The following is a 22327-nucleotide window of genomic DNA, read 5'->3' as shown; positions in this document are numbered from 1 at the left end:
GGCCTCTACCGGGCAGTCAGCGCCGAATAGCTGTTCATCAGGTTACGGTAGTTCGGGATCCGCTCGGACAGCAGGTTGCCCAGCCCTTCGATATCGTTGCGCCAGTCACCTTGGAGCTCACAGGCCACCGAGAACCAGTTCATCAACTGCGCACCTGCCTGGGTCATACGCGACCAGGCGGCTTGCTGGACAGTAGCGTTGAAGGTGCCGGATGCATCGGTGACCACGAACACTTCAAAGCCTTCAGCCAGTGCCGACAGGGTCGGAAAGGTCACGCACACATCAGTCACGACCCCGGCGATGATCAACTGCTTGCGGCCGGTCGCCTTGATTGCCTTTACAAAATCTTCGTTGTCCCAGGCGTTGATCTGGCCTGGACGGGCGATGTATGGCGCATCGGGGAACATGGCCTTGAGTTCCGGCACCAGCGGGCCGTTGGGGCCTTGTTCGAAACTGGTGGTGAGGATGGTCGGCAGTTCGAAGAAGCGGGCCAGGTCAGCCAGGGCCAGGACGTTATTCTTGAACTCGTTCGGCGTGAAGTCCTGTACCAGCGAGATCAGGCCTGTCTGATGATCGATCAGCAGCACGATGGCGTCATCTTTGTTCAGGCGGCTGTAAGGGGCGTTTTTCATGGTCAAGTCCTTTCGTTTGGGTAGGTGAGGTGTGGCGTTCAACGTGGGTTCAGATTAGTAGCTCACCGGAAAGGGAAAAAGCGCCTGACGCGCGTTTTACTGTCTCTTCACAGTGGACAATACTGTCCCAAGTGCTGCCCTCCCTACGAATCGCCTACCCAGAAACCGCCCCGGCCTTGCCAGCCTCCACCGCAAAGCGTTTGAGCGTCGACACACTGGCAGCGGGGTCGAGCACATCCGACACCACCTGGAAGCGGGTCAGCATCTGCTGCTCACTGAGGTCCACCGCCACATAGCCACGCTGGCGGCTGTCAAAGAATTTCACCTGGGGGTTGAGCCCCAGAATGCTGTTGAAGGCGTCGAATGGCGGTCCGCCGGATGTCACCGAGGTGCCGACGAATTCAGTGGCGACGACGGCGGAATCCGGATTGCCCGCATCGGCATGCAGGTCGGTGGTCCAGAACGAATGGATATCGCCACCCCAGAACACCGGGTTGCGGGTCTGCTGGCGTTGCAGGGATGCCAGCATGCGCTCGCGGGTCGCCGCGTAGCCGTCCCAGCCGTCGGTCCAGTGGCCCAGCGCCTGCGTTTTGAGATTGCGCTGTTCCAGTGGAGCGACCAGCAAGTCCTGGGCAATGATATTCCATTGTCCAGGTGATTCAGCGAAGCTGCGGTCCAGCCAGGCTTCCTGTTCCCAGCCGAGCATGGTGCGTTTCGGATCACTCAGATCCGGACAGTCTCTGGGCGCTACGTAGCCTCGGCGGCTGCCGTTGGCCTGGATGCACGCCTGTTCGGAACGATACTGCCGACCGTCGAGTACATGGAAGCGCGCCAGGCGGCCATAGTCCAGGTTCCGGTAAATACGCATGTCCGGTCCTTTGGGCAAGCTGCTCGCGCGCAAGGGCATGTGCTCGTAAAACGCTTGATAAGCGGCGGCTCTGCGACGCAGAAAACTGTCCACCGGAACGTTCGGGTCCTGGGACCACTGCGCGGCGTAGTCATTCTGTACTTCGTGATCGTCCCAGGTGGCCACGCTCGGCGCGCAGGCATGCAGCGCTTGCAGGTCCGGGTCAGTCTTGTACTGGGCGTATCGGTTGCGATAGCCCGCCAGGTCCATTGGTTCAGGCGTAGCGTGGTAGCGTGGAGCCCGGTTCCTTTCAGATGCGTCTGACTCGTAGATGTAATCACCCAGAAAGAACACCATGTCAGGTCGCTCTGCAGCCAGGTGCCTGTAGGCGCTGAAATATCCCGCCTCCCAATGCGAACATGACACGAAGCCGAACCGTGCCGAGACCATGGCGGTTGCCAGCGGCGCAGTGCAGGCCTGACCCACGGCGCTTTGCGCGCCCAGACTTTCGAACTGATACCAGTAGGGACGTCCAGGCTGCAAACCGCCCACTTCAACATGTACCGAATGGGCAAAGCGCGGTTGGGCGGTCGCTTGTCCTGTACGTACTACACGAGTCATCGCTGCATCGCTGGCGATTTTCCAGCGCACTTCGACGGGTTTTTTCAGGCCGCCATCGCCCGTGGCTGTCATCACCTGTGGCGCCAGGCGTGTCCAGATCACGAAGCCGTCAGGCAGCGGGTCGCCGGATGCCACGCCCAGCGTGAACGGATAATCGACACCCGCGCTGCGGGCAAACGGGCTGAGGATCGATAGCAGCGTGGCACCGGCCACGCCGGTAATGATGCGTCGGCGATCCTGATTGAAGTCAGTCATTGCGCGGCCTCTGCTGGTTCGTACTGCGAGCGCAACAGCCCGAACAGCAACATGTCTTTGAAAACACCGTTCTTCAAAAATGCTTCTTTCATACAGCCTTCATACGACAGTCCGCACTTCTCCAGCACCCTGGCGCTGGCCATGTTGTCAGCAAAGCACTGACCGGCGATGCGGTTGAGGTTCATGACGGTGAAGCCATGCATCAGCAAACCCTGCACCGCCTCGCTGGTGTAGCCCTGATTTCGGTAATCGGCACCGATCCAGTAACCCAGGTTGCCGCTGCGATGCGAGGTTGACAGGCGCAGTGAGACGACCCCGGTCAGTTCCCCGGTTTCCTGGGCATGAACCCCCAGGCTCAATGTTCGTCCAGCGGCGAATTGTTCCGGTGCATCGGCAATGAAAGCCTGTGCATGCTCCAGGGTATGGGGCGAGGGGACTGTGGCCGTCATGTTCGCAATCACGGGGTCGTCAGCCAGTCGCGACAAGGCGCTGGCCTGCTCGGCTCGCAACGGGCAGAGCAATAGTCGTGAGGTGCGGATACTGGGCATATCGAGACGCATCCCGGGTTTTCCGTTGAGTTGAATACTTAAGAATTGCCGCGTTTCCATGGCGTTTTTATGACGGCTGCGAGAAACATTTTAGTGCCATCAAAAGAGCTTACAAAGGCCATGTAACAGTCATGTAAACCTAACTGATCGGTCATATTCGGTTGCTAGATTCTCGGCCTCTGACAAGAAGGGCGGATGGTATGAGAACGTGGGACGAACCTAAAAAACGCAAGGCGCACATCGAACTGATCCCGATGATCGACGTGATGATGTTTCTGCTGGTTTTTTTCGTACTGGTCAGCCTGAACGTGATTCCGGCTCTGGGGATGAAAACCCAGCTGCCGAGCGCCAGCAGTTCACAGCAGCTCAAGCCGCAGAACAAATCGATCCTGACCCTGGGCCTCAACGGCGAATTACAGCTTGATGGCAAGGCGACCACAGTTGAGTCTCTGGTGCCTACCTTGAAGGCGCTGGAAAAGCCCGATACTAAAACCACCATTATCGTCAACAGCGACAAGGGCGTTGAGGTCGCACGTCTGGTCGAGATCATGGACACCTTGCGTCTGGGTGGCTTTACCTCGGTTTCCATTGCCACGCGTAAATCCTGACCATGTATGTCCTGTTTCGTGTACGTCAGTGGCTCGCAGGCCTGCCAGCGCTGGTGGCGCTCATCGTGATTGTGATGGGCGTGCAAACGCGGGCCCTTAAGGTAGAGCCGGTTTATGACCAGTCAGCCGTGGAGCTGGCGTTGATCGAGCCCGAGCCTCCAGCGCCAGAGCCCGTGGTGCCGCCCGAGCCGCTTCTGGTTCAGCCTGAAGAGCCGCCACCACCGCCGCCCGTGGTGGAAAGCGAAGACGCCGAGCCTGCTCCGCCACCGCCCAAGCCCATGCCTAAACCTGTCCCCAAGCCCGTGCCCAAGCCCAAGCCGCGCCCAGAACCTGTACCCAAGCCAGCCCCGGCGGTAGTAAAGCCCGCCGAGCCGGTCCAGGCCCCCAGTAAGCCTGTGGCCAGCGCTGCCGTCGCGCCGCCTCAGCCACCGGCGCAGCCGAAAGTAGACACGCAGGGCCTCGAAGGCGGCTACCTCAAAGGGCTGCGTAACGATCTGGATGGCTACAAACAGTACCCGACCGGACGCCAGGCCTCGCTGGAGCGCCCGAGCGGCGAGGTCGTGGTGTGGTTATTGGTTGATCGCCAGGGGCGAGTGCTGGACTCCGGCATTCAGACCCAGGCGTCCAGCATGCTGCTCAACCGCGCGGCAGCCAACAGTCTGCGACGCATCAAGCAAGTCAAACCGTTTCCCGAACAAGCCTTCGGCGGGCGTAGCGAACAGCGCTTCACCGCCACCTTCAACTACAGCGTGCAATAGCACTGACAAGGAACAGAGTGATGAAGTTTTCCAGAATTCACCTTGCGTTGGTCGCCGCTGGCATGAGCCAAGGCATGGCCATGGCTGATTCGAGTGCCAGTGACGTTGGCACCATTGGCGTACAAGGGAAGGCGACGGTGGGCGGTGGCTATATGGTTCAGGAGGAGAGCATCAAGGCGCGCTCCACAGTAACCAAGGAGGCGCTCGACAAGCAGACCGCAACAGGTAACGCGATCGATAAACTCAAGTACACGCCGGGCCTGAATATCTCCAGTGAAGATGCCACCGGCCTGTCGGGCTTTCGCTTTACCATGCGCGGCCTCAACTCCGATCAGGTCGGCATGTCGGTAGATGGCATGCCGATCAACGACTCCGGCAACTATGCACTGTATTCCAACCTGCTGGGCGACCCGGAAAACATCGATCAGATCTTCGTCACCCAGGGCTCTGCCGAGAGTGACGGCCCGCACATCGGTTCCAGCGGCGGCAACATCGGCATTGTGACCATTCGGCCCACCAAGGAAACCGGCGCGTTCGTCAAGCAGGTGGCGGGCAGCAATGGCACTTACAAGACCTTTGCGCGGCTCAATACCGGCGAAATCAACGGGCTGAGCAACTGGCTGTCGATGTCTCATACCGAAGGTCAGAAATGGCGCGGTGACGGTGCCGTGCGCGCTGACAAGGTGGAGTGGAACAGCTTCTTCGACATGGGCTCGGGCAATACGGCCAACCTGATCCTCAAGTACCACGAGCAGGATAACAACAGCTACAGCCAGCTCACCAAGAGCCAGTTCCAGCAGAACGGGCGCAAGTTTGACCCCTATCCTTCGACTCCCGCGCTGGGCAGCAACGGCAAGCTGTCCAGTTATTACGAACTGGCGCAAAACCCGTTCCAGACGTTCACCGCCGTGCTTAATACCCAATTCAAACTGGCCGACAATCTGGCGCTTTCAGTCATCCCCTATTACTTCTGGGGTAACGGCAGCGGAGTAAACAGTTCCTCCTATGCGCTCAATCGCGGCTCGAATCAGAACGGTGTATTCGACCTGAGCAACTTGCCGACGGCTGCCGCTTATAACGCTGATGGCTCATCGACCACCGGCGTGTATTACCGACCTTCGCGCACCCAGACCTGGCGTCCGGGGATCACCACCAAGCTCAATTGGGATGTCAACGACGAGCACAGCGTGCAAGTCGGCTACTGGTATGAGCGCGCGCGTCAGTTGCAGACTCAGCCTTTCATTCGCCTGAAGAGCAACGGCAAGCCAGAAAGCATCTGGCCAGACTCGGATTACATGGTCGATGCCAACGGCAATGAGATCCAGGGCCGTGATCGCTATACCGTGACGCCTGCACAAAAAGTATGGGCTCAGGACACCTGGTATTTCGCCCCGGACTGGACGCTGATCGGCGGCCTGGCCTACATGAATGTCGAGCGTGAAGGCAATAACCACGGCAGCCTTACCGAGCGGCCGGAAAAACGTGACCAGACCTACAACAAGCTGCTGCCGAACGTAGGCCTCAAGTATCAGCTGGATGAGCGTGACCAGTTGTTCTACAGCCTGTCGCGCAACATGCGCATACCGCAGAACTACGTCCTTTATGACCCAGGCACCGGTTCCATCAACAGCAAGCCGGAGACCAGCTGGAACCACGAACTGGGCTGGCGCTTTACCGAACAGGACATGACGCTGGCCGCCACCCTGTTCTACATGCAGTTCAAGGACCGTCAGGTGTCATCGAGAGACATCAATGGTGACTTTGCCGACATCAATGCCGGTGCAGTCGATAACAGCGGGCTTGAACTGGAGTGGAGCGGCCTGCTGCCGCACCATTTCAATTACTACACCTCGTACACCTACACCCGCGCCAAACAGAAGGATGACCTGACCGTTTTCAATAACGGCGCCGCCATCGAGCTGCCTACCAGCGGCAAGCAGTTTGCCAACGTGCCGAAGAACATGCTGGCCGCCAACATCGGCTACGACGACGGCAGTTATTACGGCACCTTCGGAGCCAAGTTCACCAGCAAGCTGTATGGCGACCTGACCAATGACGAAAGCATTCCGGGGCGCACCATCTTCAATCTGGGCGCGGGCATCTATCTGCCGGTGGACAAGAAAATCGTCAAGGATGCCACCTTGCGTCTGAACGTCGACAACCTGTTCGACAAGGAGTACCTGGACGGCGTGTACACCACCAAGACCAACGCAGGTACATACAGCGGCTTCCGCGATGGCGACCCGGCGTACATCGTCGGCGTCGAGCGTACCGTTACCGTTTCTCTTGAAGCCAATTTCTAATCTTCATTGACCAGAGGTCTGTGCCATGGACATGAATCAGCTTCACGACATCACCTTCTATGTGATGTACGCCGCCATCGCGGTAGCGATCTTTGTCGCGATCGAACGGGGTATCTACTTTGCTTACGTACGCCGTCAGGCACGGGCGCTGCAAACGGCACTCAGTGCTTCGGTGCACAGTGAAAAGGACCTGCCGGAGGCGCTGATACGCCGGGCCGGTTTGCCGCTGAGCATGGTCCTGCCGGTGCTTGCGCAAAAAAATGCTCAGGGCTCGCGCAGGGATCTGGATGATGTCATCGAAACCCAGTATCTGAGCACTCGCGCGCCGCTGGCCCGCAGCCTCTGGCTGATCGAGACCATCACTACCGCTGCACCTCTGTTGGGGTTGCTGGGCACCATTCTGGGCATCATCGACACGTTCAAGGCGCTGGCCAGTGCCGGGGTGTCCGATCCCGGGCAGATTTCTGCCGGTATCGGCACGGCGCTGTTCGCGACCGGGCTGGGTATTGCCATCGCCTTGTTCTGCGTGGTCTTCCACAACTACTTTCAGGACAGCCTGGAACGCATCAACGATCAACTCAAGATCCTGTTGATCCGCGCTTCCAGCGGCGCACAGGTGCAGGATGAAACCGAGCATTCGGCTGCCCCGGTCCAACCGAAATACCGCACTGCCTGATCAACCTGCGGCGTGTGCCCTTGGCATGCGCCATCCTGCCTGTGTCCGGCGATGAGGCCCGCATGTTCTTTAATCTTCCAGGTCGTAGGGTACTTGCACGCTCCCGCGCCGTGATCGCAGCGTTACTGCTGACGAGTTCGTTTGCTCAGGCCGACTTCGCTATTCCAGGTTTCGAGCTGGTACACACCGTTCCGCTCGGAACCGACCTGCAGACGCCTGACCTGCGAGCGCCCGGCGAGGTCTGGCGCGAGCTGTTCGATGGTGCCCGCAAGGGTATCGATATCGAGCAGTTCTATGCCGCAGACCAGGCTGGCTCGGTGATGGACAAGGTGCTTGAAAGCCTGACGGCAGCGGGGCAGCGCGGGGTGAAAATCCGTTTTCTGCTGGAAGAAAAAGGCTTGAAAATGTCCGATCCGCAGACCCTTGAACGGTTGCGGGCGATACCCAATCTCACCTTGCGCGTACTGCCCTACGCAAAGCTCACGGGCAGCGGCATCATTCACGCCAAATTCATCGTCGTGGATGGCCGGCAGGCGTTCATAGGCAGTCAGAATTTCGATTGGCGCTCTCTGGAGCACATCCATGAAACCGGCCTGCGCATCGACGAGCCGAATGTCGTGCGCCAGACGCAGGCCGTGTTCGATCAGGACTGGCTAGCCCAGGCCGCCATCGCCGAAGGCAAACCGATTCCGGTGCCACACTCGAACAAGAACGCTTTGCCCGCTGGCAACTATCTGGTCGCCAGTCCGCAGCGCTATAACCCGCCCGGCGTACTCGACTCCCAGGCCGAGCTGCCGCGTTTACTGGCGCAAGCCAGCCGCGAGGTTCGCGTCCAGTTACTGGATTACGCGCCCTTGTCCTACGGGCCTGACAAAACCCGGCCTTACTATGCGGTCATCGATAACGCCATCCGCAGCGCCGCCGCTCGTGGCGTTTCGATCAAGCTCATGGTGTCGGACTGGAACACAGGCATGCCCGAAGTTGCCTATTTGAAGAGTCTGGCCCTGGTGCCCAACGTGCAGGTGCGCATCGTCACGCTGCCCATAGCCGCCGAGGGGTTCATCCCGTATGCCCGCGTGATCCACAGCAAGACCATGGACATTGATGATCAGGTCGCATGGGTCGGCACCAGCAACTGGCTCGGCGGCTACCTCGACAACTCGCGCAACCTGGAAGTGGTGATGCACGACAGCACAATGGCCAAGCGCATCGGCGCTCTGCATGAGCAGCTATGGGACGGGCCGTACGCCAAACCAATCGACATCAACCGCGACTACCCGGAACCGCATCCGGGCCGGCCTTGAAAGTAAGCAGGCCAGCAGCCGGAAGGGCGACGCCGGGCGTTAAGCATGGCGGGTTGTATCGACAATCAGAATGCGTCTGGGTCTGGACGGAACAGGTCTGGCGAGGAGCGCTATGCCCGACTCTGGTGATGAATGAAGCTTCCCACTAGGCCCCTCTGTCCGCTTCAGCCACAATGACGCCTTTTACCCTCCAGCCTGCTGTGGGCTGTAAAAGGATTGCTGCTGATGATGCTCTCTTTCAAGCCATGGTTCCGTGGGCTGGCGCTGGCTTTGCCGCTGGCTGCCCTGCTGACCGCGTGTGACAAGTCCGATAAGCCGGTGACGCCGCCTGCACCGCCGCATACCACTTATAGCCAGGCTGGTTGGGACGCGCTGCCAGCCGTGTCGGACGCCGACTTGCAAGCCGGGTTTGCCTCATGGCGCAGTGCGTGTGTTCGCCTGAAGGCTGATGCCGTGTGGGGACCGACCTGTGCGGCGGCGGGCAGCCTTGTGGCGGCTCCGGATGCGGCGCAGATCCGTACGTTTTTGCAGAGCCAGTTGCAGGTCTACAGCCTGCGCGCTGATGGCGGCAGTGCCGATGGCCTGATCACCGGTTATTACGAGCCTGTCTACCCTGGCAGCCTGACTCAGACCGCCACGGCTAACGTGCCGGTTTACGGCATTCCGGACGATCTGATCGTGGTCAATCTGGACAGCATTTATCCCGAACTCAAGGGCAAGCGCTTGCGCGGTCGGCTTGAGGGGCGGGTGCTCAAGCCTTACGACGATGCCGCGACGATCAACGCGCAGGGGTTGAATGCGCCGGTGATTGCCTGGCTGACCGACCCGATGGATGTGCAGTTCCTGCAGATTCAGGGCTCCGGGCGGGTGAGTCTGGAGGATGGCTCGCAGCTGCGTCTGGGCTATGCCGATCAGAACGGCCGCCCTTATCGCGCGATTGGTCGCTGGCTGGTGGAGCAGGGCCAGTTGAAGAAGGAAGACGTGACCATGGGCAGCATCGCAGCCTGGGCCAAAGCGCATCCGGAGCGGGTCAGCGAGTTGCTGGCCAGCAACCCCAGCTATGTGTTTTTTGCCCGTAACCCCGACAGCAATGAAGGCCCGCGCGGCTCGCTCAACGTGCCGCTGACACCGGGCTACAGCGTAGCCATCGATCGCAAGGTGATTCCTCTGGGTAGTCTGCTCTGGCTCTCCACCACACGGCCGGATGGAAGCAGCGTGGTGCGCCCGGTTGCGGCGCAGGACACGGGCGGTGCGATTGCCGGTGAAGTGCGCGCTGATCTGTTCTGGGGCACTGGCGATGAGGCCGGGAAGCTGGCAGGTGACATGAAACAGAAAGGCAATATCTGGTTGCTGTGGCCCAAGGGTATGGCGTTGCCGCAGACTGTCGATGCAGTATCTGCGCCCGCTGGCCACTGATTTAATTCGACCCTTCCCATTAGCGGCTATATATCCGATCCACTGAATATATAGCTGCTGGTGCGAAAAACCCTCGATTCAGCCCCGTTTGCCGCCGATTGTGTCCAGATCAACAATTTTTTAACGCCAATAAAATGTCGAAAAAACGAGTAATTTACCGCTTATCGGTAAATTGTGGACGTCATATATCGGTTTCTTGACACTGTCACAATGACATTACACATTGGTATTAACGCTTTTTCACAGGGGGTGTGCTTGGCGGCCCCATTTGAGGTCGTACAGAATGAGTCGTGCTGACGATGTGGCCAATCTGTTTCAACGTTTCGGCGCGAGCTCTGACGGTTATCTGGAGATAGACAACAGCCTGGATTATCAGGAATCGTCTGTCTCCAGAACCCCGTCTGCTGCACTGCAACGCGCGACCTCTCAGCCGTCTCTTGAGCAACCTTGTTCAACGCTGCTGGCGCAAAACAACTCGACTGCACCTGATTTGATAGCGCCCGATAGAACCAGGCGCATAGCCGCTGACACATTGGCGAAACTGCTCGCCGAGGCTGCTCAGGCGCGGCAGGCCGAGGCGCAGGCGCGTAACAACGAGGCACTGGCTCAGTCGATGGGCAAAGGCCAACTTTCCAGAACCCCGGCACACGTCATCGCGGTGGTGTCAGCCAAAGGCGGGGTGGGTAAAAGCACCTTGAGCGCGGCGCTGACCAGCCTGGTCAAAGTGCCAGGCGGGCAGACGCTGGCCATCGACCTCGACCCGCAAAACGCCTTGCAGCACCATCTCAACGCCAGCCCGGATGTGGCAGGCCTCGGTGGTGCCAGCCTGAGCGGCGAGAACTGGCGGGCCCTGTTACTGAGCGGGTCTGCTGACACGCAGTTGCTGGCGTATGGCGCGCTGCAGCTTGACGAGCGTCGTTCTCTGGAGCGTTTTCAGGAAAGTGACGCGCACTGGCTGGTTCGCCAGATTGCGCGCATGCAATTGAGTGCGCGCGACGTGGTGGTTCTCGACGTGCCGTGTGGTGATTTGCTCATGCTGGAACAGGCACTGAATGCCGCCAGCCAAGTGCTGGTCGTGCTCACCGCCGATGCGGCGTGCTACCTGACGCTGGACCAGATGCAGGGCTGGCTTGAGCCTGTGCTGGCCGGTCCGCAGCCGCCGGTCTGTCATTACGTCATCAATCAGTTCGATGCATCGCGCACGTTCAGTCGCGACATGCGCGATGTCATGGCAAAGCGTCTTGGCGGGCGTTTGCTGGGCATCGTGCACAAGGATAACGCGCTCGCAGAAGCGCTGGCTTACGGACACAACGCGGTACAGGTTCCGAGCGCCTCCCCAGGCACTCATGACCTGCGCGTGCTGAGTCACTTGCTGATCACCAAACTGCTGACTCAGGACGTAGAAGAGACCCGATTGTCATGACTAACCTGTCGCTCGACGTGTCCCCACCCCGGACGCGCTCATCGCTGTGGCTGAATGCTTTGTCGGCAAGGTTCGGCCAGCAGTCCAGAACCCTGCGCCGCGCACTGAAAACCGTGGCCATTGTTGTCGGCCTGCTGCTGATGGCGCTGGTCGTCACCGTGCCTCTGGACCTCTACGCGCAGTGCTTTTTTGCCTTGGCCTGTTTTGCCGCGATGCTGGTGATTCGCAAGATGCCGGGGCGCATTTCGGTGCTGGCGCTGGTGACGCTGTCGTTGCTGGCGTCGTTTCGGTACATGTACTGGCGGCTGACCTCGACTCTTGATTTCGATAACTGGCTGGACAGCCTGCTGGGCTACGGGCTGATCGTCGCCGAGTTCTACACGCTGATCGTCATCGTGCTGGGTTATGTGCAGACCGCCTGGCCGCTGCACCGCAAGCCTGTGATCATGCCGAGCGATTCCAGTCAGTGGCCGACTGTGGATGTGTTTATCCCTTCGTACAACGAAGCGCTGAGCATCGTCAAACTGACCATTTTTGCGGCGCAGTCCATTGATTGGCCGCGAGACAAACTGCGTGTCTACGTACTTGATGACGGCCGCCGAGAAGACTTTCGCGAGTTCTGCGAGCAGATCGGTGTTGGCTACCTGACCCGTGAAAACAATTACCACGCCAAGGCCGGTAACCTGAACGAAGCGCTCAAGTCCACCGATGGCGAATACATCGCCATGTTTGATGCCGACCACGTGCCGACCCGCTCTTTTTTGCAGGTCGCCATGGGCTGGTTCCTCAAGGACCCGAAACTGGCGATGCTGCAGACGCCGCACTTTTTCTTCTCGCCCGACCCGTTTGAAAAGAACCTCGATACATTCCGCAGTGTGCCCAACGAAGGCGAGCTGTTTTACGGCCTGTTGCAGGACGGCAACGACCTGTGGAACGCGACCTTCTTCTGTGGTTCCTGTGCAGTGCTACGGCGTTCGTCGCTGCTGGAAATCGGCGGCGTGGCCACCGAAACCGTGACCGAAGATGCGCATACCGCGCTGAAGCTCAACCGCGCCGGTTACAACACCGCTTACCTGGCAATCCCGCAAGCGGCGGGGCTGGCGACCGAAAGCCTGTCGCGCCATGTGGCCCAGCGCATTCGCTGGGCGCGTGGCATGGCGCAGATCTTTCGCACTGACAATCCGTTGCTGGGCAAGGGCCTGTCGATAGGCCAGCGGCTGTGCTACGCCAACTCCATGCTGCACTTCTTCTATGGCTTGCCGCGTCTGGTATTTCTCACTGCGCCACTGGCCTACCTGCTGTTCGGTGCCGAGGTCATGCACGCCTCGGCGCTGATGATCACCGCTTACGTATTACCACACCTGGCGCACGCCAGCCTGACCAACTCCAGGATTCAGGGGCGTTTCCGCCATTCGTTCTGGAACGAGGTCTACGAGGCCGTGCTGGCCTGGTACATCATGGGCCCGGTATTGATGGCGCTGATCAACCCGAAGTTCGGTGGTTTCAACGTTACCGACAAGGGCGGCGTGGTCGAGGAGAAGTTCTTTGACTGGACGCTGGCGCGGCCCTACATCGTGCTGCTGACGCTCAACGCCGTGGTTTTCGCGCTCGGTATCTACAGCCTGTATCAACTGGGCTGGAACAACGATGCGATCACCCTGACCATCATCATCAACATGGCCTGGACGATCTACAACATCATCATCACCAGCGCCGCGATTGCGGTGGCCAGCGAGATCCGCCAGGTGCGCACTGAACCGCGGGTGCAGGCCAAACTGCCGATTCGTGTCACGCGCGCCGATGGCGTGGTGTTCAACGCTGTGACGCAGGACTTTTCGCAGACCGGCCTGGGGCTTGTCCTGCCTGCCGATGCCGGTATCGACAGTGGCGACAGCATTACGGTGTCGCTGTATCGCGGTGCGCAGACCAGCCATTTCCCCGCCACGGTCATGTTCTGCCGCGATGGCTATCTGGGCACCCGTTTCGATGATCTGTCACTGCGCCAGCAGAGCGAACTGGTACGCCTGACGTTCGGGCGGGCCGATACCTGGGCATCGACCTGGGGGCGTGGCAAACCGGATACGCCGCTGGCCGCGCTGCGCGAAGTCAGCCATATCGGCGTTCGTGGCGTCGTCGAGCTGCTCAAGGCCACCCGCAAGGATTTCGGCCGACTGTTACCCACACGTAAAAAAACCTCCCCACCTACTGCAAACTGATGGATTGAGTAGTCATGACTAAACGGTATTTTATCGGTGCCGAACGGTTCGCCGTTCGCCGCTCATGGGCTTTGTTGGCCTGTGCGTTGTCCGTGCTCTCCACGGGGGGTGTCGCAAAAGCAGCCGAAACAACCGCTGCAAACAATGCTCTTGGTTACAGCGTGACGCTGAAACAGCTGGGGCGTAATTACCCCATGAGCCTGCGCGGCGTGGACGCCACTGACAGCGTCAACTTCAACGTGCGTGCCGATCAGGTGGTAACTGGCGCAAGCCTGACCCTGAGTTACAGCTACTCACCGGCATTACTGGCCGATCTGTCGCAGATCAACGTCATGATCAACGACGAAATCGCAGCCACCCTGCCGTTGCCCAAAGAGGGCGCAGGCAAGCCGCAGACTCAGGTGATCGAGATTCCACCGCAGATGATCACCGAGTTCAACCGCCTGAACCTGCAGTTCATCGGCCACTACACAATGAGCTGCGAAGACCCCAAGCATTCCAGCCTGTGGGCGCGGATCAACAACGACACGCGTCTGGATATCCGCGTGACGCCGTTCGCGTTGCCCAACGATCTGGCCATTTTGCCGCTGCCGTTCTTCGACCGTCGCGATGACCGTGACGTAAACCTGCCGGTGGTGATGGGCGCGGCACCCGACAACGCCACGCTGGAAGCCGCCGGTGCGCTGGCTTCGTGGATCGGTGCGGCCAAGACCCGCTCGCGCATGGCCAGCTTCCCGGCGCACTTCAACGAACTGCCGGCCAAGGGCAATGCGCTGGTATTGCTCAAAGGCGACGGTCCGCTGCAACTGGGCGCTTTGACCATGCCTGCGGCAAAAGGCCCGACTCTGACGATGGTGACGCACCCCAACGATCCGAACGGCAAGTTGCTGGTGATCACCGGGCGTAATTCCGCCGAGCTGAAAAAAGCGGTCAACGCGCTGGTGGTCGGCGGGCAGAGCCTGGTCGGCAGCAGTGCGTTGATCGAACGGGTTGACATGCTCGCGCCGCGTAAGCCTTATGACGCGCCGAACTGGCTGCCGAGTGATCGGCCGATCAAGCTTGGCGAGCTGATGCCTGCCAACAAACTGAATGTGTCCGGTTACGATCCGGGTGACATCACTGTGCCGCTGAACCTGCCGCCGGACCTGTTCAGCTGGCGCGAAGACGGTGTGCCGCTGAACCTCAAATACCGCTACACACCTCAGGAGCGCTCCAACAATTCGTCGATCATGGTCAGCCTCAACGACACCCTGATCAAGGCCGAGCCGCTGCCGTCGATCGATAATCTGAGCAATTCGATCCTGGCCCGGCTGACCGGTGGCAACGACACGGTCAGCCGTGAAGCGCACGTGTACCTGCCGCTCAATTCGGTGGCGCTGCAATCGCGTCTGCAACTGCGTTACATGTTCGATTACCTCAAGCAGGGCGAATGTGGCGACATCATCATTGACAACATGCGCGGCAGCATCGACCCGGAATCAACGCTGGATTTCAGCGGCTACGAGCACTTCATGGCGATGCCCAACCTGGGTGTGTTCAAGGACTCGGGTTTCCCGTTCACGCGTCTGGCTGACCTGTCGCAAACGGCGGTGGTGCTGGCTGACCAGCCGAGTACCGAAGACATCAGCGCGTACCTGAACGTGCTGGGTCGTTTTGGTGAGTCCACCGGTTACCCGGCGACCGGCGTCACAGTGATGCAGGCCGCACAGATCGCCAGCGCCGCCGACAAAGACATTCTGGTCATGTCTTCCGGGCCCGATCAGCCGTTGCTCAACCTGTGGGCCAACCGCCTGCCGACCTCCGGCAACGGTCAGCAGCAGAGCTTCGAACTTTCCGATCTGGCGTTCCGCCTGCGTGACTGGATGAGCCCGGACCCGGATGAAAACCTGCGTCGGGCGCGGGTGGCGATGGCGTTCTCCAGCGATGCGCGCAGCACCTTCCTGACCGGCTTCGAATCGCCGCTGCAAAAAGGCCGCAGCGTGGTGCTGATCTCCAGTGGCCAACCCGGCGGCATGAGCGACGTGGCCCGTGCGCTGAGCAACAGCGACAAGGTTCAGGGCAGTCTGGTGGTGGTGCGCGGCGATTCCGTCGAAGCACTGGTTGCCGAACAGAATTACTACGTCGGTGATCTTGGGCCGATCAAATACGTGCAGTGGCTGATGTCGCGCAACGTGCTGTGGTTGTTGTTGGTAGTCGCCGTGGGTGTGGTGCTGGTCACCGGGGTGGCTTACCTGACCCTGCGTTCGCTTGCCAAACGCCGACTGGAGCATGAATAAATCATGCCGGCCCTGGTAATCAATTTGCGCCGCGCTGTTGGCTGGATGACCGGTGTGCTGGCGTCGGCGACGCTGACGCCGGTTCTTGCGGCCAGCACCTGCGACAGCCCGGCCTGGCCGTTCTGGCAGGACTACGCCACGCGCTACGTGCAGGCCGACGGGCGTATGCTCGAATCCAGCCTGAAAGCCAACCACAGCACCTCCGAAGGCCAGTCCTACGGCATGCTCTTCGCCTTGGTGGCCAATGATCGCGAGCGCTTCGACACGCTGTGGACGTGGACTGCGGAAAACATGACCGGCGCCGACCCCAGGACACGCCTGCCCGGCTGGTTGTGGGGGCAGGGCGAAGATGGCAGCTGGAAACTGCAGGACGCCAACTCTGCGTCCGACGCCGACCTGTGGATCATCTATGCGCTGCTGGAAGCCGCCCGCATCTGGCAGCACCCGGCGTATCGAAACGATGCGCTGGCGCTGCTCAAGACCGTTGAATCACGGCTGGTGGTCAACCTGCCGGGGCTGGGCAAGATGCTCCTGCCCGGCCCGGAAGGTTTCGTGCAGCCTGACCACTTATGGCGTTTGAACGCCAGTTACCTGCCGGTGCCGCTGTTACGGCGTCTGGCCAAGGAAGAACCGGCTGGCCCGTGGAAGGAAATCGCCGACAACACGGCAAAACTGATCGACGCATCCAGCCCGAAAGGCTTTATCGCCGACTGGGTGGGTTATCGCGGCACATCACCGAAAACCGGGCTGTTCGTGGTCGATCCGGTCACCGGCGAGCTGGGCAGCTATGACGCGATTCGCGTCTACCTCTGGGCGGGCATGACGCCTGCGTCCGACCCGTTGGCCGCGCGCTTGCTGGCGCGTCTCGACGGCATGGCGGTCAGCACGGCCTCCAGCGGCACGCCCCCGGAAAAAGTCCAGGTGATGAGTGGCATGAGCCAGGGCCAGGCTCCGTTTGGTTACTCGGCAGCGTTGCTGCCGTACTTCCAGGCCAAGGGCCAGACGTGGCTGGCGGAACAGCAGCAGCGCAGGGTCGAAGCAGGCGTCAGCACGGCGCTGGCCCGCGACCCGACAGATCGCACCGAACCTGCCTATTACAACCTCATGCTCAGCCTGTTTGCCTTGGGCTGGGTCGAAAAACGCTATCAGTTCCGTGAAGACGGGACCCTCAAATTGTCATGGGAGACGTCATGCCCGCGCGCCGCCACACGTTAGTCATCGGGTTGGTTGCCGCAATTGCAGCCAGCGTTTCTCATGCCCAGGGCACCACAGTTGAGGCGCAACTGATCGAGCAGGGCCAGTACTGGCAGGCGCGCTCAAACGCAGTGCGCGCCGCCGAAATCTGGCAGAAAGTCCTGTTGATCGACGCCAATCAAGTGCAAGCGCTGTATGGCATGGGCCTGATCGGCGTCAAACAGAACAAACCGCAACAGGCGCAAACTTACCTGACGCGCCTGCAAGCGCTGTCGCCAGTGCCTTGGCAGGCGGTGCAACTGGAGCAGGACATCGCCCTCGCTCAGCCGCAGAATCAGGCCTTGCTGGATGAGGCCCGACGCCTCGCCGATGCCGGTGAGCGCGACAAGGCGACCGGGGTCTTTCGCCAACTGTTCAACGGCCGTTTGCCCGAGGGCACGATCGGGCGCGAGTACTACACCAACCTGGGGTTCAACAGCGCGGACTGGCCCGAAACGCGCAAGGGCTTTGAACGCCTGATGCGGCAGAACCCGGACGACTCGATTCTGGCGCTGTTCTTCGCCAAGCACCTGGCCCGCCGCGAAGACAGCCGCGCCGAAGGCATCGCCGCCCTGGCGCGCCTGAGCACTCACCCGGACATCGCCGGTGATGCGGATCAGAGCTGGCGCATGGCGCTGGTCTGGATCGGCCCGCCTGCGGCTGCGCAAGTGCCACTGTTCGACGCGTTTCTCAAGGTTCATCCCGACGATCAGGAAATCCGCGACCAGTTGAACAAGGGCCGCCAGCAGAACACTAGCGGCGCTGCCTCAGGCTGGCAGCAGGACCCGTTGGTGGCGCGTGGCTTGAAGGCGCTGGAAAGAAATGATCACGCGGCGGCCGAAGAAGCCTTTGCCGCCCGCTTGAAAATCAAGGCGGACGATGTCGACGCGCTGGGCGGCCTGGGCGTGGTGCGTCAGCAGCAGAACCGGCTGCCTGAAGCCGAACAATTGCTGACCCGCGCCACGCGCCAGCCGGGCGGTGCGCGCTGGAAAAACGCGCTGGAAAACGCACAGCTCTGGACCTCGCTGCAACAAGCCCGTGATCTACAGGCCAAAGGGCAGACCGGCAAGGCTCAAGCGTTGCTGGCGCAGGCGCAGCGGGAAAACCCTGACAACATCGACGTGCGTTTGACCCTGGCCGACGTGCAGGTGCAGGCCGGGCAACTGGACGCCGCGCAGGCAGGCTATCGTCAGGTGCTCGCGAGCCAGCGCGGCAATCCGCAAGCAATACGCGGGCTGATCAACGTGCTGGGCCAGCGTGGTCAGGCCGATGAAGCGCTACGCCTGCTCGACACATTGTCGCCGGGCGAACAGGCCAAACTGGGCGACAGCGGTCGCTTCAAGGCGCTGCGCTCCACACAAGTGGCGCGTCTGGCCGAGCAGCGTGGCGATGTTCGCGCTGCTCAGACGGCCTTGAAAGACGCGGTGAAGAGCGACCCGGACAATGTCTGGACGCGTTTTGACCTGGCGCGCCTGTACCTCAAGACCGACGAAGCGCCCAAGGCGCGCGTGCTGATCGACGAGCTGCTCAAGGCCCAGCCCAATAACATCGATGCGCTCTACACCAGCGCACTGCTGTCGGTGGAAATGGGCCAGTGGCAGGACGCGCAAACCACGTTTGCGCGCATCCCGGTGGATCAGCGCACGCCGGACATGAAAGCGCTCGCTGACGAAATCACCATGACCGTGCAGATCAATCTGGCCATCGGCATCGCCCGGCGCGGTCAGCGCCAGGAAGCGTTGGCGCTGCTCGATCGCCTGCAACCGGTCGCCAGCGGCAGCCCGGAGCGTCAACTCACGCTGGCCAACGCTTACATTGATGCGGGCGAGCCCGCGCGCGGTCAGGAAATGGCCCTTGCCGCCATCGCTCAGGCCCCGGCGCCGTCGGCCGATCTGATGCTGCAATACGCCGGTCTGCTGCTCGCAGCGGGTGATGATGTGCAGGTCAATGCGATCCTGCGCAACGTGCAGGGTCAGCCGATGAGCGCGCAGACCCGCAAACGCTTCGATGACCTTTTGTACCGCTACCGCATTCGCCAGGCCGATCTGCTGCGTGAGGGTGGTGATCTGGCGGGCGCGTACGACACGCTGGCACCGGCTTTGGCGCAGCGCCCGAACGACATTCAGGCGGTGTCGGCCTTCGCCCGGATGTACACCGCCAATGGCGACAGCGCTCGCGCGTTCGAGCTGTACAAACCGTTGTTGCAGCGTCAGCCCAATGACCCGCAAGTGCTGCTGGGCGCAGCTGATGCGGCGGTCAAAGCGCATGATTATGGCTTTGCCGAAAAAGCCCTGAGCCAGTTCCGAAAACTGGAGCGCAACGACCCGCAGACCCTGACCGAAGCCGCACGTATCTACCAGAGCATGGGGCAGACTGGCGCGGCCACCGAGTTGCTGCGCAAGGCCGTGGCCATCGAACAGAGTGAAAAGCAGCGCGCGATGGCTGCGCAGGCTGTGCCGACCAGCATAACGTCGTCCAACCCGTTTGCGGCGGGCGGTTCACGTAGCCTGGCGGCGGCTTCGGCGATTCCCGCCCCGGCTCAGGTATCGTTGAGCGGTGGGAGGGCACTTGAAACAAGCAATGCGCTTGAAACATCTGCACCGCGTGACACGGCTTACCCCGGCCAGATCGCCGCACAACAGCCGCTGTCTGCCGCACGTGCGCAAAGCGTGCGCGGCAATCCGTTCATGGCAGCCACCGACCGCGATCAGGCCAGCAGCGCGCAGCAGGCGCTCAATCGTATTCTTGAGCAGCGCAGTGGCTTCGTCAGTCAGGGCCTGAGCGTACGCAGCAATAACAGCGAGTCGGGTCTGAGCAAACTGACCGTGGTCGAGACTCCGCTTGAGATCAACGTGCCTGCCGGTGATAACCGGGTGGCCGTGCGCGTCACGCCGGTGTCGCTGAATGCTGGCAGCGTGAAATCCGATGCAAGTGCCCGTTTTGGCGGTGGCACCAGCGGTGCTGCAGGTTCGCAGAGCGACAAGGGTGTCGGTCTGGCGGTAGCGTTCGAGCGCCCCGAAGAAGGCCTCAAGGCCGATATCGGCACCACGCCGATGGGCTTCAAATACACCACGGTCGCGGGTGGCGCGAGTGTCGACCGGCCGTTGGGTGACAACCCGGACCTGCGCTACGGCCTCAACGTGTCACGGCGTCCGGTGACGGACAGCGTGACCTCGTTTGCCGGTTCCACCGACGAGCGCAGCGGCCTGTCCTGGGGCGGCGTCACGGCCAACGGCGGGCGTGGCCAGATCAGCTATGACGACCAGACCATCGGCGGTTATGGCTACGGCTCGTGGCACAAACTGGTCGGCAACAACGTGAAATCCAACACCCGAGGCGAAGTGGGTGGCGGCGTTTACTGGTACCTGCGCAATGCCGAGGACAGCAAGCTGACCGCAGGCCTGAGCCTGATGGGCATGAGCTATGACAATGACCAGAGCTACTTCACTTACGGCCATGGTGGCTATTTCAGCCCGCAGAGCTTCTATGCCATCGGCGTGCCGGTCATGTGGGCACAGCGCACCGAGCGTTTCAGCTATCAGGTCAAGAGTTCGGTCGGGGTCCAGCACTTCAAGCAGGACGGTGCCGAATTCTTCCCCGACGACAGCACGCTGCAGGCCGCGTCCGGCCAGCGCTACACAGGCCAGAGCAAAACCGGAATTGGCTACAACCTGAGCGCGGCAGGCGAGTACAAGCTCGATTCCAGCCTGTTCATGGGGGCCAATCTGGGCCTGGACAATGCCCGCGACTATCGCCAGTTCAGCGGCGCGCTTTACCTGCGTTACATGTTTGAGGACATGACCGGCCCGATGGCACTGCCGGTCAGCTCTTACCGTTCACCTTATTCCAACTGATTTCTGGAGAATTCGATGCCTTCCGTTCTTGCCGGTATGACCCTTCTGGTCCTGGGAGAAAGCCACATGAGTCTGGCCGATCATCTGATGGAACCGCTGCACGACAACTTGACCAGGCAGGGCGCTATCGTGCATTCGATCGGTGCCTGTGGCGCGAGTGCCGGTGACTGGTTGATCACCAAAAAGGTCGATTGCGGGGCCGAGCAAAAAGGCAACGGCAAGATCGTCATCAAGGGACGTGACGCCACGACCACGCCCATCGGCGAGCTGATCGCGGCCGACAAGCCTGATCTGGTGGTGATCGTGATCGGCGACACAATGGCTTCCTATGACAAGCCTTCGTTTCCAAAGGCCTGGGCATGGCAAAGTGTCACCGGCCTGACCAAGGCGATTGCGGCCACCGGCACCAAGTGCGCCTGGGTCGGCCCTGCGTGGGGCAAGGTGGGCGGCATGTACCAGAAGAATGATGCGCGTACCCAGTTGATGTCGCAGTTTCTGGCCAGCAACGTGGCGCCCTGCACGTACATCGACTCGCTGAGTTTCTCCAAACCGGGACAATGGATCACCACCGACGGTCAGCACTTTACCGTCGCCGGTTATAAATCCTGGGGCACCGCGATTGGCGATGCCTTGGGCAAACTCCCGGTCACCAGCGTCAGCGCAGCCGGAGCGAAGCAATGATCGCCCTGCGCCTGATGGCCGCTAGCGTCGCGGCCCTGTTGATCGGTGCTCAAGCGCAGGCGGCCGACATCGCCCTGTACCCGACAGGCCCGGCGCAGGATTCGGCGTTCATTCGCTTCGTCAATGCCACTGCCGCGCCGCTGCAAGTGGTTGCCCGGGAAGGCCAGGCACCGTTGCAACTGGACGCGGCAAAACCGGTGTCGCTGTTCTTTGCGGTGCAGGCCAGCAGCTCGATAAAAGGCACATTGATCAGCAGTGAGAAAAAGCTGCCGATGGACGTCAGCGTCGAGCCGGGCGAGTTCGCCACCGTCGTTCTCACCGTGCAGGCTGATGGCAGCCTTGCGCCGGTGACAGTGCGTGAGCAGCCTGATGATTTCAACGGTTTGAAGGCTTCGCTGGCGTTTTTCAGTCTGGATGCCGGTTGTGTGGAGGCAAGCCTGCGTCCTGCCGGTCGCACGGCTGATTTGTTCAAGGCGATCCCGACCGGTACGTTGCAGCGCCGCTCGATCAATCCGGTGAGCCTGTCGGTACAGCTGGTTTGCGCCAACGCCACTGTCGGCGCACCGCTGGATCTGGGGGAACTCAAGGCCGGTGAACGCTACAGCGTTTTGCTGGTGCCGTCCGCCACCGGACCGCGCCTGTTGTCGGCCACGGACACGCTGTCCAACTGATCGGG

At 60.9% G+C, this 22327-nt stretch carries 16 protein-coding genes; 13 read left to right on the top strand and 3 right to left on the bottom strand.

Annotated features, from left to right (window positions below):
- Nucleotides 1-5 precede the first annotated feature (5 nt).
- The 3 genes from ycaC to RYC18_RS12930 all read right to left on the bottom strand — a co-directional run bounded on the left by ycaC (nucleotide 6) and on the right by RYC18_RS12930 (nucleotide 2915).
- Nucleotides 6-632: an isochorismate family cysteine hydrolase YcaC gene (gene ycaC, locus RYC18_RS12940; protein ID WP_057404061.1), complete on the bottom strand. Its 627-nt coding sequence runs from the start codon at nucleotides 630-632 to the stop codon at nucleotides 6-8.
- 154 nt (nucleotides 633-786) lie between these two features.
- The gene (locus RYC18_RS12935) at nucleotides 787-2355 is read right to left on the bottom strand and encodes an alkaline phosphatase D family protein (protein WP_316886205.1); all 1569 of its coding nucleotides are present in this window, start codon (nucleotides 2353-2355) and stop codon (nucleotides 787-789) included.
- Nucleotides 2352-2915, bottom strand: a complete 564-nt coding sequence (locus tag RYC18_RS12930) for a GNAT family N-acetyltransferase (protein WP_005746488.1) — start codon at nucleotides 2913-2915, stop codon at nucleotides 2352-2354. Before RYC18_RS12930 ends, RYC18_RS12935 begins: the two co-directional genes overlap by 4 nt.
- Before the next feature lie 188 nt (nucleotides 2916-3103).
- Between RYC18_RS12930 and RYC18_RS12925 the strand changes: the two genes are divergently transcribed.
- The 13 genes from RYC18_RS12925 to RYC18_RS12865 all read left to right on the top strand — a co-directional run bounded on the left by RYC18_RS12925 (nucleotide 3104) and on the right by RYC18_RS12865 (nucleotide 22322).
- The gene (locus RYC18_RS12925; RefSeq protein WP_316886204.1) at nucleotides 3104-3511 is read left to right on the top strand and encodes a biopolymer transporter ExbD; all 408 of its coding nucleotides are present in this window, start codon (nucleotides 3104-3106) and stop codon (nucleotides 3509-3511) included.
- 2 nt (nucleotides 3512-3513) lie between these two features.
- The gene (locus RYC18_RS12920) at nucleotides 3514-4269 is read left to right on the top strand and encodes an energy transducer TonB (protein ID WP_316886203.1); all 756 of its coding nucleotides are present in this window, start codon (nucleotides 3514-3516) and stop codon (nucleotides 4267-4269) included.
- A gap of 20 nt (nucleotides 4270-4289) precedes the next feature.
- Complete coding sequence (locus RYC18_RS12915; protein WP_057404065.1) at nucleotides 4290-6572, top strand: TonB-dependent receptor; 2283 nt, start codon at nucleotides 4290-4292, stop codon at nucleotides 6570-6572.
- 25 nt (nucleotides 6573-6597) lie between these two features.
- The gene (locus tag RYC18_RS12910; protein ID WP_057404066.1) at nucleotides 6598-7248 is read left to right on the top strand and encodes a MotA/TolQ/ExbB proton channel family protein; all 651 of its coding nucleotides are present in this window, start codon (nucleotides 6598-6600) and stop codon (nucleotides 7246-7248) included.
- 62 nt (nucleotides 7249-7310) lie between these two features.
- The gene (locus RYC18_RS12905) at nucleotides 7311-8552 is read left to right on the top strand and encodes a phospholipase D-like domain-containing protein (RefSeq protein ID WP_057404067.1); all 1242 of its coding nucleotides are present in this window, start codon (nucleotides 7311-7313) and stop codon (nucleotides 8550-8552) included.
- A 225-nt stretch (nucleotides 8553-8777) separates the two neighbouring features.
- The gene (locus RYC18_RS12900) at nucleotides 8778-9968 is read left to right on the top strand and encodes a murein transglycosylase A (protein ID WP_005733959.1); all 1191 of its coding nucleotides are present in this window, start codon (nucleotides 8778-8780) and stop codon (nucleotides 9966-9968) included.
- Between the two features lie 283 nt (nucleotides 9969-10251).
- On the top strand, nucleotides 10252-11391 hold the full coding sequence (gene bcsQ, locus RYC18_RS12895) for a cellulose biosynthesis protein BcsQ (RefSeq protein ID WP_057404068.1): 1140 nt from the start codon (nucleotides 10252-10254) through the stop codon (nucleotides 11389-11391).
- Complete coding sequence (bcsA, locus tag RYC18_RS12890) at nucleotides 11388-13607, top strand: UDP-forming cellulose synthase catalytic subunit (protein ID WP_316886202.1); 2220 nt, start codon at nucleotides 11388-11390, stop codon at nucleotides 13605-13607. Before bcsQ ends, bcsA begins: the two co-directional genes overlap by 4 nt.
- A 14-nt stretch (nucleotides 13608-13621) precedes the next feature.
- Nucleotides 13622-15883 (top strand): cellulose biosynthesis cyclic di-GMP-binding regulatory protein BcsB, encoded by a 2262-nt coding sequence (gene bcsB / locus RYC18_RS12885; protein ID WP_316886201.1) that lies wholly within the window; start codon nucleotides 13622-13624, stop codon nucleotides 15881-15883.
- Nucleotides 15884-15886: 3 nt separating this feature from the next.
- Nucleotides 15887-17098, top strand: coding sequence for a cellulose synthase complex periplasmic endoglucanase BcsZ (gene bcsZ / locus RYC18_RS12880; protein WP_057401301.1), 1212 nt, complete (start codon nucleotides 15887-15889; stop codon nucleotides 17096-17098).
- A complete protein-coding gene (locus RYC18_RS12875; protein WP_316886200.1) occupies nucleotides 17074-20970 on the top strand; it encodes a cellulose biosynthesis protein BcsC in 3897 nt (1298 codons plus the stop codon). The genes bcsZ and RYC18_RS12875 overlap by 25 nt, the downstream gene beginning before the upstream one ends.
- A gap of 15 nt (nucleotides 20971-20985) precedes the next feature.
- Nucleotides 20986-21651 carry an SGNH/GDSL hydrolase family protein gene (locus RYC18_RS12870; RefSeq protein WP_002556137.1) on the top strand — a complete coding sequence of 222 codons (666 nt, stop codon included), beginning with the start codon at nucleotides 20986-20988 and terminating at the stop codon, nucleotides 21649-21651.
- Nucleotides 21648-22322: an alginate O-acetyltransferase AlgF gene (locus RYC18_RS12865; protein WP_002556138.1), complete on the top strand. Its 675-nt coding sequence runs from the start codon at nucleotides 21648-21650 to the stop codon at nucleotides 22320-22322. Before RYC18_RS12870 ends, RYC18_RS12865 begins: the two co-directional genes overlap by 4 nt.
- Nucleotides 22323-22327 lie beyond the last annotated feature (5 nt).

Origin of the sequence: Pseudomonas syringae group sp. 247E2, from assembly GCF_032587795.1 — a bacterium.
GTDB lineage: Bacteria > Pseudomonadota > Gammaproteobacteria > Pseudomonadales > Pseudomonadaceae > Aquipseudomonas > Aquipseudomonas amygdali.
Note: the sequence above shows the minus strand (reverse complement) of the source record. Positions and strands in the feature narration are given on the sequence as shown.